Here is an 18,347-nt window from a genome sequence, read left to right on the forward strand (position 1 = left end):
AAGGCGCGGTCACGCCCATCCCAGTTCGTGCAGCTGTGCGTCGTCGATCCCGTAGTAGTGCGCGATCTCGTGAACGAGCGTGATGTGCACCTCGCGCCGCAGCTCGCGTTCGTCTGAGCAGAGCGCGAGCAGCGGCTCCCGGTACACGACGATGCGGTCGGGCATCTCGCCGAAGCCGTAGCGGTCGCGCTCGGTGAGGGCGATGCCGTCGTACTCGCCGAGCAGGTCCAGCGAGCCGTCGGCCGGCCGGTCCTCGACGAGGAACGCCACGTTGTCGAGACCGTCCACCATGTCGTCGGGAAGCGCGTCGAGCTCGCTCACCACGAGCCGTTCGAACTCCTCGGCCGGCATGCTCATCACGCGTACCAGCGTGCCATGAGCCGGCCGAGAAGGGCGCCGCATGCACGTTCGTCATCCTGCGTCAAGCCCCAGGGGCCCGTGCAGGAGCAGAGGATACACTCGACCGACCGGTGGCCCCCGCCGGACCGTCTCCGAAAACAGCATTCGGACCCAGCCCGACACGAGGCCTCATGAACCCATCGCATTCTCCCGCGCGCTCAGGTGCGGCCGTCATCACCGGGCCGACAGGCACCGGTCGCCATTCGACAGATGGCATGAGGACCACAGACGGCGGCCTTCGCAGTGTTCCGCGAGCCGCAGGCGGCCAGCCGCCTTCGCGCTACACCATCACCGGCACCCTCGGCGAGGGCGGCACCTCGGTGGTCTACTGCGCCGTCGACGAGCACCTCGGTCGCGAGGTCGCGGTGAAGGTGTTCAAGCACGCCATCTCCGGCGAGGACTCAGCGCGCCAGGAAGCCGAGATCGACGTTCTCGCCGGTCTCAGTCATCACGCGATCGTGACCCTCATCGACGCGGGCATCGCGCCCGACCCCGACGGCATCCCGCACCGCTACCTGGTGCTCGAGCGCGTCGACGGCATCGACCTGCGTCACCGGCTCGACGATGCACCGCTGTCACTGCGGCACATCGCGGAGATCGGATGCGACCTCGCCGAAGCGCTGGAGTACGTGCACACCCGCGGTGTCATCCACCGCGATCTGAAGCCCGGCAACATCCTCGTCGTCTCGGACGAGGAGAACAGCGGGCGGATGGGTGCTCGGCTCACCGACTTCGGCATAGCTCTCGCGGACGGCATGGAACGCGCCACGATGGAGGGTGTCACGACGGGCACGGCGGCCTATCTGAGCCCCGAGCAGGCCCGCGGCGACGCGCTCTCCGGTGCCAGCGACGTGTATGCGCTCGGCCTGGTGCTGCTGGAGTGCCACACGCGAACGCTCGCCTTCCCCGGCAATCCCGTGCAGTCCGCTCTGGCGCGCCTGAACGGCGACCCGGCGATCCCCGACGACCTGCCGGAGGCGTGGCGCATGCTCCTGCGCGCCATGACGGCGCGGGATCCCCGCGATCGTCCCGTCGGCCGGGAGCTCGTCGAGGCGCTCCGCCAGCTCGAGATCCGCGAGAGCAGCAGGCATCGCGCCGAGCCGGCCGCAGCCATCTCGGAGCCGACCGTCGAGCACGCGTTCCACCGCATCACGGCTATCGCGGCTCGCACGTTCGGCGTGCCGGTTTCCGTGCTGAGCGTCGCGATGGACGACTCGGTTCGTTTCCTGTCGCATCACGGCGTGAGCGGCGCGGACGCCGGCCGGTGGGAGGACATCTGCTCGCAGGGCGAGGCATCGCTCGGCTCGCCGCTCGTCGTCGAGGACGCATCGCTCGAGCCCGGGCTGCGCGACCACGAACTGGTCAGGGGCGAGGCAGGGCTGCGGTTCTACGCGGGCGTTCCCATCCACTCGGCCGACGGTGCCGTGATCGGCACGCTGTGCGTCGCCGATTCCGTCGCGCACCGGATCGACCAGGATCACGTGGACACGCTTCGCGATCTCGCCGGCCTGGCGTCTCTCGTGCTCGGCTGGGACTCGGATGCCGCATCCGACGAGAAGGCGGAGCCGCGAGAGTAGACGCGAAGCGCGCGGAGACGCGACGAGGTTTCTAGCCGAGGTCCCTAGAGGCGGGATCTTGCGCTGGGATACCTAGAGGCGATCTCGCGCCGAGACTCGCATTGACGCGATCGTGCGCTGGGATTCCTGGAGCCGCCATTTCGCGCAGAGCTTCCTAGAAGCGCGATTTCGCCCCGAGTTTCCTGGAACCGCGGTTGCAGTCGCTGTCGCACGCTGCGACTCCCGCTCTGAGGGTGAGTGACGGGGCTTGAACCCGCGACCTCCTGGACCACAACCAGGCGCTCTACCAACTGAGCTACACCCACCATGCCGCCCGCACACGGGCAACCACACGATTGTATTACATGCGGGGGGCCCAGATTTTCACCACGTCGTCGGCGATCGCCTGGCACTGCTCGGAGGTCAGCCCTGGTTCCGGCGTGAAGACGGCGCGGCGGTAGTACTCCAGCTCCCTGATGGACTCGCGGATGTCGGCGAGCGCTCGGTGGCCGCCGTTCTTCGCGGGTGCGTGGTAGTACACCCTGGGGAACCAGCGCCTCGCCAGTTCCTTGATCGACGAGACGTCCACGTTCCGGTAGTGCAGGTGCGCGTCGAGCCGCGGCATGAACTTGGCCAGGAACATCCGGTCGGTGCCGATCGAGTTTCCTGCCAGCGGCGCCTTCTGCTCGTTGGGCACGAACCGGAGGATGTACTCCATCACCTCGTACTCGGCCTCCGCCAGGCTCGTGCCGTTCGGGATCTCTTCGATCAGCCCACTGGTCGTGTGCATCTGCCGCACGAACTCGCCCATGTTCTCCAGCGCGCTCGGGTCGGGCTTGATCACGATGTCGATCCCCGGGTCGAGCGGCACCAGGTCGAAGTCCGTGACCACGACCGCGATCTCGACGAGCTCGTCCTTCTCCAGGTCGAGTCCGGTCATCTCGCAGTCGATCCACACGAGGGCGTCGTTCGCTGTCGGCATGCGGTGAAGTCTATCCGCGGGCCCCGACGCATCCTCACGTCCGCTGTTCGTGCCCGGCCATCTAGACTCGCGGACTGTGGAGCTGCACCTGTACGCGTCGGCGTTCTGCGAACCCTGCATGCAGACCAGGGGAGTGCTCGCGGAGGCGGAGCGGCTGGTGCCCGACGCCACCGTGCGGGAGTTCGACGTGGTGCGCAACGAGGAGCGCGCGCAAGCCGCGGGCATCCGTTCCACACCGACGGTCATCGTGATGAACGCGGCAGGCGACGAGGTGTTCCGCGCAGAGGGAGTGCCGAGCCTGGCGCAGGTTCTCGTGGCAGCAGCCAAAGCCGTCTGACCGGCCGCCTACGGTAGCCTAGATGCCTGCCCGGCCCCCGTAGCTCAGCGGATAGAGCAGGAGCCTTCTAATCTCTTGGTCGCAGGTTCGATTCCTGCCGGGGGCGCTCGCTTCAGGTCCTGGGTGCCTTCAGGGCCGAACGTGTCCTCGCGCCGGGCGTCAGGTGCGTGAGATCGCCCATCGGTCGCCCGTGTGCGCATCGGCGGGGCCCGGGTCGCGCGCTGGCGCTGCAGCAGCACCGGAGCCGAAGCAACACGGCGGCCCGAGCATCACCGCGACCATCGAAGCACCGAGAGCGGAAGGTGGACGAATGCCTGAGGGCAACCGGGTGACACCGACCGGCGACGTCGTGGCGATAGCGCTGCGTGGCGCCTGGACCGGCAACCGCGGCAAGCTGCATGAGGGGCACGAGATCGTGCGCTTCCATTCCGGCAAGCTCTGGATCGTCTGCGAGCTCGAGTTCCGCGGTCGCTGGCAGCCTCAGTGGCAGCCGCATCACTACACGTACCTGTTCTTCCACGACGAAGCCGTGGCGTTCGCGGCCGGACATCGCCCGTGCTCCGAGTGCAGGCATAAGGCCTACGTCGCCTATCTGGATGCCTGGGCCGACGCGTCGGGCGGCCAGAGGCCGACGGCGGCACAGGTCAATGACCGCCTGCACGACGAGCGCCTGCACCCTGGCACCCACCGCCGGCGTCTGCACGAGCTCGCGTACCCGGAGCTGCCGGATGGCGCCTTCGTCCTCGGGGAAGGCAGGCCGTGACTCGTGCTGGGCGACGCCCTCGTCGAATGGACCTCGAACGGATACGGGCAGGCGACCGTCCGTCCTCGAACAGGCACGGCGACCGTCATCACCCCGCCGTCCACCGTTGGAGCGCTCCGAGCCGGCTACCCGGTGCAGATCGACGGCACCGCGCGCCGGTGACGGCGATGTCGACCCGTTGCGTGCTCGAAACATCCCGGGCATAAAGTGCAGAACATGCGTGAACTTCAGGCGGAGATCATCCGCGAGCTCAATGTGAAATCCTCGATCGAACCGGCAGCCGAGGTGGAGGCGCGCGTCGCCTTCCTGGTCGACTACGCGCGGGCTTCGCACGCGAACGGCTTCGTCCTCGGCATCAGCGGCGGCCAGGATTCCTCCCTCACGGGCAAACTGTGCCAGCTCGCCACGGAGCGCTTGCGAGCATCCGGAATCGATGCCGAATTCGTCGCGGTCCGGCTGCCCTACGCCGTGCAGGCCGACGAGGCCGACGCCAGGCTGGCGCTCGAATTCATCGCCCCGGAGCAGGTCGTCACGTTCAACGTGCAGCGCGGAGTGGACGGCGTCGCGGACGAGTACGGCGACGCTCTGGGCCAGCCCATCCTGGACTTCACCAAGGGCAACGTGAAGGCGAGGATGCGCATGGTCGCCCAGTACGCGATCGCGGGCCAGCGCGGGCTGCTCGTGGTGGGAACGGACCATGCCGCCGAGGCCGTGACGGGCTTCTACACGAAGTATGGGGATGGCGGTGTCGACCTCACTCCGCTCACCGGGCTGACGAAGAGCCAGGGTCGCCAGCTGCTCGAGCATCTCGGGGCTCCCGCGCGACTGTACGAGAAGTCCCCGACGGCCGATCTGCTCGACGACACTCCTGGCCAGACGGATGAGGACAACCTCGGCATCGCCTACCGGGACATCGACGCCTACCTCCAGGGGCAGGACGTCGCGGATGGCGTGGCCGACGTCATCGAGGCCAAATACCTCGCGACCCGGCACAAGAGGAACCTGCCGGCGACGCCGTTCGACACCTGGTGGCGGGCGGCCGACCCGGCCTGACGCCAGGCGCCAGCACCGCTGCCGGCGACGCGGCCCGGCCTGCGCGGAGAGCTTCGATGCTCTCGGATAAGACACGCATCCCGGGCGAAGACGCAGTGAGGGCCGCCACATCGCGTGGCGGCCCTCACCTCTCGATCGCGGTCGGGCGGTCAGTCTTCTTCGAGGCCGGTGGGCTTGCGGGAGGAGTACGCGCCGACCGGGCTGGGGATGCCCGCGTAGTCGTCGAGCACGGCCGTCTCGTCGGTGACGGCTTCGCTTTCACCCGCTGCTGCCGGCACGTCGGAGCTCTCGGACGATGCGGAAGTGCTCGAGGCGTGCCGCTCATGGTGCTGGCGTGCCACCCAGGCATCCTGGTCGGCGTATGCGGCCGAGTCGCTCGTCGTGCGCTCGAAGCGCCACCGTTCGAGGTCGTCGAGGAAGAGCCGACGCGCGCGCCGCGGCTTGTTCTGCCACTCCACGAGCCGGTCGCGGAACTCGATGATCGCCGGTTCCAGGCTGTAGCCGTAGGTGGCCGAGTTGCGCTTCAGCTCAGCCAGCTGATGTGCAGCCCAGTCGGCGGCGATGCCTGCTCCCTTCAGCGGAAGCAGTCGCACGAGGATGTCCGCCTGCCCGACGGACCGGTCGGAGAGCACCTGTTCTGCGGGCGTCAGGGAGTTCCACACCGACGCCTCGACGGCGGCATCCACGAGGGCGGCGACGGCGGCGGCCTTCTGCTCGCGCTCTGCACGCGAGAGGAGTCCCTTGATGGCGCCGCGGGCGATCCACGCCGCCAGCAGCCCGGCGACGATGATGGAGACGAGCAGCACGGCAGCGGTGAAGATCACCGGTTGCGCGTCCTGCGAGGTGAGCCATTCCCAGAAGTCATTCCACCACTGCATGCAGCGGACACTACCCGCGCACGACGCGATCGCAGCGCAGCCATGCCGGGGTTCGGCGACTGCCCTCCGACGTGAGTCCGTCGCGCTCTGCGCCGATCAGCTCCGGCCGGTGCCGTCGACGGCGAGCGGCTCGATGGCGGCCAGCTCGTCGTCGGTCAGCGGGGCGGCGTGCACCGCCGCGACGTTCTGCTCCAGCTGCGCCACGCTGGACGCACCGATCAGCGCGCTCGTGACCTGCGGATGCCTGAGCACCCAGGTCAGCGCGAGTTGCGCGAGCGACTGGCCCCGTGACGCGGCGATCTCGTTCAGCGCCCGGGCCCGGTCGAGATACTCGTCCGTGATGTTCTCCGGCCGCAGGAACACGCTGGTGGCGGCTCGCGAGTCCTCGGGAACGCTGCCTCCCAGGTAGCGATCCGTCAGCAGCCCCTGCTGCAGGGGTGAGAACACGATGGAGCCGATGCCGAGTTCGTCGAGCACGTCGAGCAGCCCGTTCTCCACATGCCGGTTGAACATCGAGTAGCTGGGCTGGTGGATCAAGAGCCGAACACCCTCAGCCTCCAGCGCGGTGGCAGCGGCCCGCGTCTGCTCGGGGCTGTAGTTGGAGATGCCGACGTAGAGCGCCTTGCCCTGCCGCACGGCCGAGGCCAGCGCGCCCATGGTCTCCTCGATGGGCGTCTCAGGGTCGGGACGGTGCGAGTAGTAGATGTCGACGTAGTCGAGCCCGAGCCGCTTCAAGGATGCGTCGAGGGAGGAGAGCATATACTTGCGCGAGCCCCACTCGCCGTACGGGCCGGCATGCATGTGATATCCGGCCTTCGTCGAGACGACGATCTCGTCACGGTACGGGGCGAAATCCTCTGCCAGGATGCGACCGACATTCCGCTCGGCGGAGCCGGCAGGCGGACCGTAGTTGTTCGCGAGGTCGAAATGGGTGACCCCGAGATCGAAAGCCCGGCGCACGATGGCGCGCTGCACGTCGAGCGGTCGGCCGTCGCCGAAGTTCTGCCAGAAGCCGAGAGACACGGCCGGCAGGTCGAGGCCGCTGCGTCCGGTGCGGCGGTAGGTCATGGAGTCGTATCGGTAGTCGGCGGCAACGTAAGGCATGTCTGAATGCTATTCAGCGGGCCCCTTCGCCGTCGCTGCGGATCGTCTCGTCGTCCACAGCTGTCTCACGTCCCCTTCCTGTCCACCATTCGTCGGATCGGGAGTCGCAGTGTCTTGGCGTCCGAGCACAGTGGAACGAGGCCGTCGCAGCACAGAGCCGGCCGATCGAATCCATGTGCATCATCGACCGAAGGAGGGCATGAGGATGCCTGACACCATCTCCGCGACCGGCCTCGTCGCGACCCCGCCGGTATTCGCCGTCGTCGGCAGCGGCCTCGCGCGCTTGACGTTCCGTCTCGCCTCCACGCAACGCAAGTTCAACCGCGAGGCCAGCGGCTGGGAGAACGGCGAGACGAACTGGTACACCGTCGTCGCGTTCCGGCGCCTCGCCGAGAACTCATCGCGTTCGCTGTCCAAGGGCGACCGCGTCGTCGTCACCGGCAGGCTGCGTGTGAACGAGTGGGAACGTGACGGCCGCCGCGGAACGGCCGTCGAGCTCATCGCCGACGGCATCGGCCACGACCTCACCTTCGGCACGACGACGTACACCAGGAGCGCATCAGCACCGGTGCAGCAGGGTGCGGAACCGAGTGAGACCGAGGTTCAGGAGTCCACGCCCGCTGCTGCCGTCGACTCGGGAGGCTGGGCACTCCCCGGCGGCGGAGCAGTGGAGGGTGACGGAGCCCAGAGCGCATCCACGGACCTCCCGGAGCACGAGCATGCCGCCGACGAGGGGAGCGACCCTTCGCAGACCGAACCGTCCGAGTTCGCGATGGCAGAACCGCCGTTCTGACGCATCCGGTGCTTCACTCGCGCCGACCATCGACCGGCAACGGCTGGCGCCTGACTGCAGGCTGTGCGCGTCGTCGTGCTTCCGGGCAGCCTGAACGGCGGACGCCCTAGACTGCTCTGGCGTTGCGTCGTCATCGTGAGACGCGAGTCAGCCGCGGGCGCGAGCTGCGCCGAGGCCGGGAGGGGTGTGCTCTGTGGTCCATGGTGGAGTGCGTCGGCGGTCTCGTGCTGCAACGGTCATCGCATCCGCAGCGGCACTCGCGTTCGCCGCGCTGCTCGCGGGCTGCAGCGCGGCCGCACCGACGCCGACCGAGCGGACGGCGTCATCGTCAGCGACGTCGACTCCGGCCCCCGTGCCCAGCGTGCTGCCGACCCTGAACCCCAAGGGCACGGCGAAGGAGAACCTCGGCTTCTTCGATTTCGTCAACAACCGCACGCTGGCCGGCAACAGCAACCCAAGCGCGCAGCAGTTCGTGGACGGCCTCGCTGCAGCGGGCTTCCCCAAGTCTCAGATGCAGATGACGGCCGACAAGACGACGGTCAACCTGACGCCCGGCTCGGTGCAGTTCTCGGTGCTCATCAACGGCGGGTGCCTGATCGGCCAGTTCGGTACCGACATCGGCGGCTACCACAGCACGGTGGCTCCCGTGCTCTCCACGGGCAAGTGCCTCATCGGGGATACGGTTCCGGTGCAGTGAGAGGCTCGCCTCGGCAGCCGCCCGGGCCTCGCCGGCCGGCGAGGTCGAGGCGCTCGCGCCCGTAGACTGGACCGCATGGCCGAATATATCTACTCGATGGTCCGCGCCCGAAAGGCGGTGGGCGACAAGCTCATCCTCGACGACGTCACCATGGCATTTCTGCCCGGCGCGAAGATCGGTGTTGTCGGCCCGAATGGAGCGGGTAAGTCCACGATCCTGAAGATCATGGCGGGGCTGGACACGCCGTCCAACGGCGAGGCCAAGCTCACTCCCGGCTACAGCGTCGGAATCCTCATGCAGGAGCCCGAACTCGACGAGTCGAAGACGGTCCTCGAGAACGTGCAGGAGGGCGTGGGCGAGATCAAGGCGAAGGTCGACCGGTTCAACGAGATCTCCGCAGCGATGGCCGATCCCGACGCCGACTTCGATGCGCTGCTCGCCGAGATGGGCACGTTGCAGGAGGCGATCGACACCGCCGACGCCTGGGATCTCGACTCCCAGCTCGAGCAGGCGATGGATGCGCTGCGCTGCCCGCCGTCGGACACGCCGGTCTCCGTCCTCTCCGGTGGCGAGAAGCGTCGCGTCGCGCTGTGCAAGCTGCTGCTGCAGAAGCCCGATCTGCTGCTGCTCGACGAGCCCACCAACCACCTGGATGCCGAGAGCGTGCTCTGGCTCGAGCAGCACCTGCAGAAGTACCAGGGTGCCGTGCTCGCCGTGACGCACGACAGATACTTCCTCGACCACGTCGCCGAGTGGATCGCCGAGGTGGACCGCGGTCACCTCTACCCATACGAGGGCAACTACTCGACCTACCTCGAGAAGAAGCGCGAGCGCCTGCAGGTGCAGGGCAAGAAGGACGCGAAGCTCTCCAAGCGCCTCTCCGAGGAGCTGGAGTGGGTGCGCAGCAACGCCAAGGGCAGGCAGGCGAAGTCGAAGGCGCGTCTCGCGCGCTACGAGGAGATGGCGGCGGAGGCCGAGCGCACCAGGAAGCTGGACTTCGAAGAGATCCAGATCCCGCCGGGGCCGCGCCTCGGTCAGGTGGTGATCGACGCCAAGGACCTGCGGAAGGGCTTCGGTGAGCGCACGCTCATCGACGGGCTCAGCTTCACGCTGCCGCGCAACGGCATCGTCGGGGTCATCGGCCCCAACGGTGTGGGCAAGACCACGCTGTTCAAGACCATCGTCGGGCTGGAGCCGCTGGACGGGGGAGACCTCAAGATCGGCGAGACGGTGGAGATCTCCTACGTCGACCAGACCCGCGGCGGGATCGACCCGAACAAGTCGCTCTGGGAGGTCGTCTCCGACGGGCTCGACTACATCCAGGTCGGGAAGGTCGAGGTGCCCAGCCGTGCCTACGTCTCCACGTTCGGCTTCAAGGGTCCCGACCAGCAGAAGAAGGCAGGCGTGCTCTCGGGCGGTGAGCGCAACCGCCTGAACCTCGCGCTCACCCTCAAGCAGGGCGGCAACCTCCTGCTCCTCGACGAGCCCACCAACGACCTCGACGTCGAGACCCTGTCCAGCCTGGAGAACGCTCTGCTCGAGTTCCCCGGCTGCGCCGTGGTGATCACCCACGACCGGTGGTTCCTCGACCGCATCGCGACCCACATCCTGGCGTACGAGGGCACAGACGACGACCCGTCGAACTGGTACTGGTTCGAGGGGAATTTCGAGGCGTACGAGCAGAACAAGATCGAGCGCCTGGGCCCCGAGGCCGCGAAGCCCCATCGTTCCGCCTACCGCAAGCTCACGCGCGACTGAGATGCGGATGACGAGAGCCTGCCCGCGCGCTCGGGCGGACGGCATCCGCTGCTGTGCTTACGGTGAGACGAGGGATCCGTCGTGCGACTGAACGTTCCGATCCGGTTGCGGTGGAGCGACCTGGATGCCTATGGCCACGTCAACAACGTGGAGATGCTCCGCCTGCTCGAGGAGGCGCGCATCATCGCGTTGTGGTCGAGCGACGAGCCGACGGACGGACCGGCCGACGGGCTGAGCAACCAGCCGACCGGCGACGTGGACTCCGGCGAGGCGATCAGCGGCTCGACGGCCGTGCTCGACGGGCGTCCGGGCGCCGACACTCTGAGCCTCATCGCGCGCCAGGAGATCGAGTATCTGACGCCGATCCCGTACACGCGTCAGCCGCTCGATGTTCAGCTCTGGGTTGGGCGCATCGGCGGCGCCAGCCTCGAGCTGTGCTACGAGGTGTGGTCTCCCGCCGGGGCGGAGCCGGCGACCCTGTATGCGCGCGCGGCCACGACGCTGGTTCTGGCCGACGCCGAGACCGGGCGCCCGCGTCGCATCAACGAGCGCGAGCGCGCCGCCTGGTCGCCGTACACGGAGCCGGCCATCCAGTTCCACCGGCGCTGAACCGTCGCCTGAAGACCCGAACCGGGTCTACGACGAGATCGTCACCTTGCCGCCTGAGACCGTGGCGGTGAGCTTCGGCAACGGCGTGCTCGCCGGGCCTCTCAGCACGTCGCCGGTCTTCGTGCTGAACTCCGAGCCGTGGCACGGGCAGTCGAACTGCTTGCCCGCGGGCGCGATCACGCATCCCATGTGCGTGCAGATGGCGGAGAACGCCACCACGGTGCCCGACTCGGGCTGTGCTATCAGGATCGGACCGCCCTTGTAGGTGGCCGAGATCGCACCTCCGACGGGAATCTCGCTGAGCGGGATGCCATCGGCCGCATTGGCCTTCGAAGAGTTCTTCGACCCCGACGACGCGCCCTCGCCGCCTCCCGTGCACGCAGCGAGAACGGTTACGCCTGCCGCCCCCACAGTGGTGGCCAGCGCCGCTCTGCGGGTGATGACGGTGGTGGAGGTGTCGTGAGAGGCTCCGGACATACCGGTCTCCTTGTCGTAGAAGGCGAAGGCTGCGACGGCAGCCGTGTCAACGATGCCGCGCTTTCCTCCGACTGGGCTGCGGAACCGCGATGAATCGATCACGGCGTTCGAAGGCGCACCATTCCCTCCTGCGCGACGTTCGCCACGAGCATCCCCTGCTGGTTGTAGATGCGCGCGAGCGAGAGCCCGCGGCCGCCGGTCGCGCTGGGCGACTCCTGCACGTAGAGCAGCCACTCGTCCACCCGGCTGAACCGATGCCACCACATCGCATGGTCGAGGCTGGCGATCTTCAGGCCCTCCGTGCCCCAGGCCACGCCGTGGCGCCGCATCACGGGCTCGAGAATCGTGTAGTCGCTCGCGTAGGCCAGCGCTGCGCGGTGCAGGTCGGGGTCGTCCGGCAACGGTCCCAGCGTCCTGAACCACACAGCCTGATGGGCGACGCGCTCACCCTCCACCGTGAAGTAGACGGGTGACGGGATGTGCCGAAGATCGAAGGGCCGCTCCTCACGCCAGTAACGGCCGATGGGATGGTCCAGCCCGGAGAGGAGCTTCATGTCGCTCGTGACCTCGTCGGGGCCGGGCAGATCGTCGGGCATCTCCACCTGATGGTCGAGACCGTCGTCCGGGCTCTGGAACGAGGCGATCATCGACAGGATCGGCAGACCGTTCTGGTACGCCTGCGTGCGGCGGGTGGAGAACGAGCGACCGTCGTGGATGCGGTCGACGGAGAAGGTGATCTGCTGATTCACGTCGCCAGGCCGCAGAAAGTAGCCATGCATCGAGTGCACAGCCCGGCCCTCCGGCGTCGTCCGCATGGCGGCCACGAGCGACTGCGCGAGCACCTGCCCGCCGAAGACTCTGCCGTGCGGCATCCACTGGCTGGTCCCCGTGAAGATGTCCTCGTTGGTGCGTGCGCCGGTGTCGGTCAGGTCGAGGGCGGCGAGCAGGCCGTCGAGGGGTTTCGTCATGGTGCCTCTCGGTCGTCGGACGGTGAGCCGGGGTTGCGCAGCGCGACCGTGCCGACGGTCGTCTTCCGTTAGTTTAGACAGCACATGAGTGAGTTCTTCTCCCTGGTCGATGCCCTCGCCGTCTCCGACCTTCAGGTGTATCTGTCGCGCGCCGGACGTGTCGAAGACGGCTCGGTCAGACTGGTCGCCGGCTCCGGCGTGCTGGCCGCGTACACGGCGATCCTGTACCCGAGGAGCCTGCTCGACCACATCCCGACCGTGCTCGGCCTTCGCACGTTCGCGACGGATCGCGACGCCGCCTTCGACGCCGTCGTACCGACGCGGTCCCTGCTCGACCGGTTGGCGAGAGCAGCGGATGCTCCCGCCGAGCCCGGCGGAGAGGGCGCGCCGATCGGCATCCGACTTCCCCTCCAGGTGAGCACGGTGACCTGGGCCGGCATCACGCCGCCGCGCGGGGGCTGGCGCCGGGTCGGAGACACCACGGCGGACGTCCTGGAGCGTGCCGCCATCGACGGCATAGCCGAGGTCGCCGAAGCCATTCCCCGCGAGGCGGGGGAGCAGCTGGTCCAGCGTGTGCGCGGCGAGGTCTGGAACAGGCCCATGCCGGATCTGGAATATGTCGCTGCCGGCGCTGGATTCGCAGCACACTCGCTCGGCTTCATCGTGGAGCAGGACGAACTCGTCACCGTGCACGAGACCGGGCCCTGGACGCGGCTGACGCTCCGCAGAGGACATGTCCTGGTGAAGCGCCCGGCCTGGTCGCTTCGCGGCTGAGCCTGCCGCGGCTGCCCTTACCGCCGGTTGAGCCTGCACCGCCGGTTGAGCCTGTCGAAACCGGGCGCCGTGGATGGGCTCGGGTTTCGACAAGCTCAACCCGCGGTGCGGGTCCGACAGGCTCAACCCGCGGTGTGCCGGTCGGGCTGGTTTCGACCGGCTCAACCCGCGGTGATGCAGGGACACCCGGCGGTGCGGCTGCCGAGGTCGGCGAGCACGCCGCGGGCCGCCTGCCTGCCGGAGAACAGGCATCCGCCGAGGAACGTGCCCTCGAGAGAGCGGTAGCCGTGCACTCCGCCGCCTCCGAAGCCGCTCACCTCGCCGGCCGCATAGAGCCCCGACACCGCCTCGCCTCGCGCGTTCTGCGCTCTGCCGTTCAGGTCGGTCTCGATCCCGCCGAGCGTCTTCCTGGTGAGGATGTGCAGCTTGACGGCGATGAGCGGCCCGGACTTGGGATCGAGGAACTTGTGCGGCGACGCGACGCGGATGAGCCGGTCGCCCAGGTACCGCCTGGCGGACGTGACAGCGGCCAGTTGCGCATCCTTGGAGAACGAGTTGTCGAGTTCGCGGTCGTGCTCGAGCACGGTGCGTTCGATCGCGTTCTCGTCGAACGGCACATCCGCCAGCTCCCGCATGCCGGCGAAGAGCTCGGCAAGCGTGGATGCCACGACGAAGTCGGCCCCGTGCTCTTTGAACGCCTCGACCGGCGCTGTGGCTCCCGATCGCACGCGTTGCAGGAGCAAGCGGACGTCCTTGCCGGTGAGGTCGGGGTTCTGCTCGCTGCCGGAGAGCGTGAACTCCTTCTCGATGATCTTCTGGGTCAGCACGAACCAGGTGTAGTCGTGTCCGGTGCTCTGGATGTGCTCGAGCGTGCCGAGCGTGTCGAAACCGGGGAAGAGAGGTGCAGGCAGGCGGTTGCCCTCGGCATCGAACCACAGCGAAGAGGGGCCGGGCAGGATGCGGATGCCGTGCTCGGCCCACACCGGATCCCAGTTGCTGATGCCTTCCGTGTAGTGCCACATGCGGTCCGCGTTGATGACGCGTGCGCCGGCGCTCTGAGCGATGGGGATCATCCGACCGTCCACATGCGCGGGAACTCCGGAGAGCATGCGCGAAGGCGGAGTGCCGAGCCGTTCCGGCCAGTTCTTCCGCACCAGCTCGTGATTGCCCCCGATCCCGCCAGACGTCACGACGACGGCCGGAGCGCGCACCTCGAACTCCGAGACCACGTCACGGTTGCTCGCGACGCCACGGGGTGCGGTGTCCGGGGCGAGAACGCTGCCGCGCACCCCCACCACGGCGCCGTCCTCGACGACCAGCTCGTCGACGCGGTGCCGGTGGGCCAGAACCGCGCGGCCCTCGGACACGCCTTCTCGCACGCGGTCGATGAACGGCTGGAGCAGGCCAGGTCCCGTTCCCCACGTGATGTGGAATCGCGGCACCGAATTCCCGTGGCCGCCCGCCGTGCCGCTCCCGCGTTCCGCCCAGCCGACGATGGGGAACAGCTTGATCCCCTTGGACCGCAGCCAGGCGCGCTTCTCGCCCGCCGCGAACTCGAGGTAGGCCTCGGCCCAGCGGCGGGGCCAGGCATCCTCCTCGCGGTCGAACCCGGCCGTGCCGAACCAGTCCTGCCGCGCGAGGTCGAGAGAGTCGTGGATGCCCATGCGCCGCTGCTCAGGCGAGTCCACGAGGAACAGCCCGCCGAACGACCAGAACGCCTGCCCGCCGAGCGACTGCGGAGGCTCCTGCTCCAGCACCACCACGCGCTTGCCGTGCTCCAGCAGCTCGGATGCCGTCACCAGCCCCGCGAGCCCCGCGCCGACCACGATGGCGTCGGCCGCGCCGCCGAGCACCATCGCGTCGTCAGCGCCGCCGACCGGGAGCTGCTCCGCATCCTGACGATCGTGCGGCAAGCCGGCAGGCAGGTCCGCCGGGGTCTCGGCGGGCGGGTCGGCGGGCGTTGCGGGCATCCGGGTCTCCTTCGATCGGATCACGTCGTCTCAGTATCGCCCGGCCGGCGTGCGGATCCGCTGCTTCGCGATAACGAGTTGGTCAATCGACCAGCACGGATGGCCGTAACGGTGCCGGCATCGCGCCGATACCGGTCACTCCTCGAACGTGTTCACCATCGCGTGGGCTGCGCGTTCCAGGTACGCCCACAGCGTCGCATCCTGCAGCGGAGGAAGAGCCAGCTCGTCCAGCGATGCCCGCATGTGCGCGAGCCAGCGGTCCCTGGCATCCGGGTTCACCTTGAACGGCACGTGGCGCATGCGCAGGCGCGGATGCCCGCGCTGCTCGCCATAGGTGGTCGGCCCGCCCCAGTACTGCTCGAGGAACATCCGCAGCCGGTCAGCGGCCGGCCCGAGGTCCTGCTCGGGATACATCGGCCGCAGCACGGGGTCGCTCGCGACGCCGCGATAGAAGCCGTCGACGAGACGCTGGAACGTCTCGTGTCCGCCGACCTGGTCGTAGAAGTTGCCGGATGCGGCCTCCCCGGCTTCAGAGGTGCGCAACGTGAGCGGCGCTGCGGGAGCACTGCGGCTCGTCTCCGGTAGTGGTGCCGGGCCGCCGGCGGCGCGGTCGGAGGGCGGGATCTCGCTCACGGCTGTCCTTCGCTATGGTGGTCGTTCTCGAGACCGTGTTCTCCCGGCGAGGGATGGCTCGGGGCGGGGCTCGATCCGCGCGACGACGCTCGTGGCGCGGCGGGCTGCGGCTTGGTGATGGCCTGCGGGTGGCGAGCCGTCGCCGGCGCCGCCGATCCGTTCCTCACCGAACCCGCACCGGACTCCGCCTCAGCGCCGGCGGTCGCCGCCTCGGCGTCGGCGGAGGCGCGCTTGCCTCGCCGCTTCTTGGTCTTCGGAGCCTCCGTCGTCACGACGGGGCTCGGACGGGTACGGGGCGGATGCGATCCGGTGATGCTGGCCGCGCCGTCAAAGCCGGTCAGCACGACGCTGGACAGCGACGGCAATGCGATGCCCATCTCGTCCAGCGCCGCCTTGAGTCGTCTGCGGAGCTCCCGCGCGACGTCGTCCTTGGCGGTCGTGCGCGTCTTGATCACCACGCGGAGCACGATCGCCTCGGAGGAGACGGACTCGATGCCCCACAACTCGGGCTTCTCGACGATGCGGGAGCGCCACCTGGGTGACGTCGCGAGTTCCTGGGCGACCTGCAGCATCCGCTCCTCGATCGCATCGACGTCGCTGTCGTATGGCACCGCGAGGTCGGTGATGACGCGCGCCCAGCCCTGCGACATGTTGCCGACCCTGAGGATCTCGCCGTTGCGCACGAACCAGAGCGTGCCGTTCACGTCGCGGATCTGCGTGACCCGGATGCCGACGACCTCCACGATCCCGGTCGCGGGTCCCACGTCGACGACGTCGCCGACGCCCAGCTGGTCCTCCATCACCATGAACAGGCCGTTGAGCACGTCCTTGACGATGTTCTGCGCGCCGAAACCGAGACCGGCGCCGATGGCTGCCGTAAGCAGGGCCAGCGAACCGAACAGGGTCGGCAGCGCGATGTTGACGCAGGCGACGAGCGCGATGATCACGATCGTGATGTTCACGATGTTGCTGAGCACGGTGCCGAGCGTTCGAGTGCGCTGCACGACGCGCACGGCGGCGATCGGAGAGGCGGTCAGCGCCTGCGTGTCCTCGACGTTCTGCTTGCTCTTGACACCCGTCACGATGCGCCGCACCACGCGCCGGATCACGAAGTGCATGAGCCACGCGATGAGGAACGCGATCACGATGATGATCGCGATCTGCACGAGCTTCCAGCCCCACGTCGTGAGCGTGGCGAGCACCGATTCCCAGAAGGTGGGATCCGTGACGTCGGAGAGGGGGAGGTCGTCCGCGAAGATCATCGCGATCGAGTTTAGTGAGCGGCAGTCGCGCATCCTGGGCGCAGCATGAACGACGGATGCCCGCGACCGGCGCTCTGCGCACCGCTCGCGGGCATCCTGCAGCCGGGTGGTGTCGCACCCGGCAGCCCCCGGCCGAAACCGTTGCTACACGTCGCGCCGCTTCGTCAGCACGGCTCCGACGATGAGACCGGCCGCCACCCAGGCGACGAGCACCAGGAGACCTTCCCAGGACTGCAGGTAGACGAGACCCTGCTTCGCCGCCTGATCGGCCGCCTGCGTGGCCGTCGAGCCGTCGACGTAGGCGAACATCTTTCCGCCGGCCGACGAGGGCAGGAAGGCCGAGACGTTCGAGATCCACGTCGCCTTCGTCAGGCGGGTGAGGATCTCGAGGATCGTCGGCACGACCAGTACGAGGCCGAGGATGGTCGCGATCCCGCCGGCGCTGTTGCGAAGGATCGCGCCGAACGCGAAGGCGAGCACGGCGATCAGTGTGAGGTAGCCGGCGCCGCCGAGCAGGGGAAGCAGCACGCTCGAGTCCATCGGCGAGATCGTGACGCCCTTGCCGGCGAGGATCGGCCAGGCGACCACGGCGCTCAGCGCGATGGAGACGACGCCGACGACGAACGTGGTGACCGCGAGCACGATCGCCTTCGCGAAGAACGCGCCGAGCCTGCCGGGCGCGGCGACGAACGTCGAACGGATCATCCCGGTGCCGTATTCACCGCTGATGACGAGCACACCGAGCACGGCGACGATCAGTTGGGTGAAGTTCACGCCGAGCGTGGCCACCTGCACCTGCAACTGATGCTGGTTCGCGTCCGGCAGGTTCCCCGCGGAGGGGATGTCCACCGTAAGCGCCAGCAGCAGACCGAAACCGATCGACAGCAGGACGACGAGGCCCAGGCACCACATGGTGGAACGGAGCGAGCGCAGCTTGATCCATTCCGAACGCAGCACTCCGCCGAACTTCAAGCGGATGCCGTCGAGCGGGCTGGGTGTGAGAGTGGCGGTGGTCATCGGGTCACCTCCGAGTGGTATTCGACCTCGTCCTGCGTGAGTTCGAGGTAGGCCTCTTCGAGCGAGGCGTCGATGGGGGTCAGCTCGTGCAGCGCGACACCCCGTGCCGCTGCGGCATCGCCGATCTGAGCCGCGTTCAGCCCGGAGACCTCGAGCGCGCCGTCGTCGAAGGACGTCACGGTGACGTCGGGACCGGCAAGGGCCGCCGTGAGAGAGCGGACATCGGGGGTGCGCACCCTGACCACCCTGCGCGTCGCTCCCGCGATCACCTCGGAGACCGGGGCGTCGGCGAGCACGCGGCCGCGGCCGAGCACGAT

At 68.4% G+C, this 18,347-nt stretch carries 20 protein-coding genes, 2 tRNA genes and 1 pseudogene; 11 read left to right on the top strand and 12 right to left on the bottom strand.

The features are described from left to right. Positions 1-9 precede the first annotated feature (9 nt). On the bottom strand, positions 10-357 hold the full coding sequence (locus VHB92_RS10030) for a metallopeptidase family protein (RefSeq protein ID WP_325453629.1): 348 nt from the start codon (positions 355-357) through the stop codon (positions 10-12). A gap of 257 nt (positions 358-614) precedes the next feature. On the opposite strand from VHB92_RS10030, the gene VHB92_RS10035 reads away from it, so the two are divergent. After that, entirely contained in the window at positions 615-1,976 is a 1,362-nt protein-coding gene (locus VHB92_RS10035) for a protein kinase domain-containing protein (protein ID WP_325453607.1), read from the top strand. Positions 1,977-2,208: 232 nt separating this feature from the next. Here VHB92_RS10035 and VHB92_RS10040 read toward each other — a convergent pair. Beyond that, positions 2,209-2,281 (bottom strand) — tRNA-His (locus VHB92_RS10040). Between the two features lie 35 nt (positions 2,282-2,316). Next, a complete protein-coding gene (orn, locus tag VHB92_RS10045) occupies positions 2,317-2,937 on the bottom strand; it encodes an oligoribonuclease (protein ID WP_325453608.1) in 621 nt (206 codons plus the stop codon). 76 nt (positions 2,938-3,013) lie between these two features. On the opposite strand from orn, the gene VHB92_RS10050 reads away from it, so the two are divergent. From VHB92_RS10050 to nadE, 5 genes are all read left to right on the top strand, one after another. After that, a complete protein-coding gene (locus VHB92_RS10050) occupies positions 3,014-3,274 on the top strand; it encodes a thioredoxin family protein (protein ID WP_325453609.1) in 261 nt (86 codons plus the stop codon). Positions 3,275-3,307: 33 nt separating this feature from the next. After that, positions 3,308-3,380, top strand: a tRNA-Arg gene (locus VHB92_RS10055). Positions 3,381-3,584: 204 nt separating this feature from the next. Next, positions 3,585-4,037, top strand: coding sequence for a hypothetical protein (locus tag VHB92_RS10060; RefSeq protein ID WP_325453610.1), 453 nt, complete (start codon positions 3,585-3,587; stop codon positions 4,035-4,037). A gap of 3 nt (positions 4,038-4,040) precedes the next feature. Then, positions 4,041-4,199, top strand: coding sequence for a hypothetical protein (locus tag VHB92_RS10065; protein WP_325453611.1), 159 nt, complete (start codon positions 4,041-4,043; stop codon positions 4,197-4,199). A gap of 54 nt (positions 4,200-4,253) precedes the next feature. Then, positions 4,254-5,090: an ammonia-dependent NAD(+) synthetase gene (gene nadE, locus VHB92_RS10070; protein WP_325453612.1), complete on the top strand. Its 837-nt coding sequence runs from the start codon at positions 4,254-4,256 to the stop codon at positions 5,088-5,090. A 149-nt stretch (positions 5,091-5,239) separates the two neighbouring features. Here the strand turns inward: nadE and VHB92_RS10075 are convergent, their stop codons facing one another. Both VHB92_RS10075 and VHB92_RS10080 read right to left on the bottom strand, forming a co-directional pair. Then, the gene (locus VHB92_RS10075) at positions 5,240-5,968 is read right to left on the bottom strand and encodes a hypothetical protein (protein ID WP_325453613.1); all 729 of its coding nucleotides are present in this window, start codon (positions 5,966-5,968) and stop codon (positions 5,240-5,242) included. Between the two features lie 96 nt (positions 5,969-6,064). After that, a complete protein-coding gene (locus VHB92_RS10080; RefSeq protein ID WP_325453614.1) occupies positions 6,065-7,072 on the bottom strand; it encodes an aldo/keto reductase in 1,008 nt (335 codons plus the stop codon). Positions 7,073-7,277: 205 nt separating this feature from the next. On the opposite strand from VHB92_RS10080, the gene ssb reads away from it, so the two are divergent. From ssb to VHB92_RS10100, 4 genes are all read left to right on the top strand, one after another. Then, positions 7,278-7,865, top strand: a complete 588-nt coding sequence (gene ssb, locus VHB92_RS10085; protein ID WP_325453615.1) for a single-stranded DNA-binding protein — start codon at positions 7,278-7,280, stop codon at positions 7,863-7,865. 352 nt (positions 7,866-8,217) lie between these two features. Then, entirely contained in the window at positions 8,218-8,562 is a 345-nt protein-coding gene (locus VHB92_RS10090; RefSeq protein ID WP_325453616.1) for a DUF6993 domain-containing protein, read from the top strand. Between the two features lie 75 nt (positions 8,563-8,637). Further along, entirely contained in the window at positions 8,638-10,320 is a 1,683-nt protein-coding gene (ettA, locus tag VHB92_RS10095) for an energy-dependent translational throttle protein EttA (RefSeq protein WP_325453617.1), read from the top strand. An 81-nt stretch (positions 10,321-10,401) separates the two neighbouring features. Then, positions 10,402-10,929 carry a thioesterase family protein gene (locus tag VHB92_RS10100; RefSeq protein WP_325453618.1) on the top strand — a complete coding sequence of 176 codons (528 nt, stop codon included), beginning with the start codon at positions 10,402-10,404 and terminating at the stop codon, positions 10,927-10,929. A 27-nt stretch (positions 10,930-10,956) separates the two neighbouring features. Here VHB92_RS10100 and VHB92_RS10105 read toward each other — a convergent pair whose 3' ends face one another. Together VHB92_RS10105 and VHB92_RS10110 are read right to left on the bottom strand one after the other, a co-directional pair. Beyond that, a complete protein-coding gene (locus VHB92_RS10105; protein ID WP_325453619.1) occupies positions 10,957-11,406 on the bottom strand; it encodes a Rieske (2Fe-2S) protein in 450 nt (149 codons plus the stop codon). 98 nt (positions 11,407-11,504) lie between these two features. Then, positions 11,505-12,374 (bottom strand): acyl-CoA thioesterase II, encoded by an 870-nt coding sequence (locus VHB92_RS10110; RefSeq protein ID WP_325453620.1) that lies wholly within the window; start codon positions 12,372-12,374, stop codon positions 11,505-11,507. An 84-nt stretch (positions 12,375-12,458) separates the two neighbouring features. On the opposite strand from VHB92_RS10110, the gene VHB92_RS10115 reads away from it, so the two are divergent. Continuing rightward, on the top strand, positions 12,459-13,148 hold the full coding sequence (locus VHB92_RS10115) for a hypothetical protein (RefSeq protein WP_325453621.1): 690 nt from the start codon (positions 12,459-12,461) through the stop codon (positions 13,146-13,148). A gap of 161 nt (positions 13,149-13,309) precedes the next feature. Here the strand turns inward: VHB92_RS10115 and VHB92_RS10120 are convergent, their stop codons facing one another. The 5 genes and pseudogenes from VHB92_RS10120 to VHB92_RS10140 form a co-directional block, all read right to left on the bottom strand. Beyond that, on the bottom strand, positions 13,310-15,004 hold the full coding sequence (locus VHB92_RS10120; protein ID WP_325453630.1) for an FAD-binding dehydrogenase: 1,695 nt from the start codon (positions 15,002-15,004) through the stop codon (positions 13,310-13,312). Between the two features lie 249 nt (positions 15,005-15,253). Then, positions 15,254-15,661 (bottom strand): globin, encoded by a 408-nt coding sequence (locus tag VHB92_RS10125; RefSeq protein WP_325453631.1) that lies wholly within the window; start codon positions 15,659-15,661, stop codon positions 15,254-15,256. Positions 15,662-15,747: 86 nt separating this feature from the next. After that, a complete protein-coding gene (locus VHB92_RS10130; protein ID WP_325453622.1) occupies positions 15,748-17,013 on the bottom strand; it encodes a mechanosensitive ion channel family protein in 1,266 nt (421 codons plus the stop codon). A gap of 144 nt (positions 17,014-17,157) precedes the next feature. Further along, positions 17,158-18,030 carry an ABC transporter permease gene (locus VHB92_RS10135; protein ID WP_325453623.1) on the bottom strand — a complete coding sequence of 291 codons (873 nt, stop codon included), beginning with the start codon at positions 18,028-18,030 and terminating at the stop codon, positions 17,158-17,160. After that, a pseudogene (locus VHB92_RS10140) lies at positions 18,027-18,347 on the bottom strand (ABC transporter ATP-binding protein); the annotation flags it as partial. The gene VHB92_RS10135 and the pseudogene VHB92_RS10140, both read right to left, overlap by 4 nt.

It is taken from the genome of Humibacter sp. (genome assembly GCF_035547335.1).
Taxonomy (GTDB): domain Bacteria; phylum Actinomycetota; class Actinomycetes; order Actinomycetales; family Microbacteriaceae; genus Humibacter.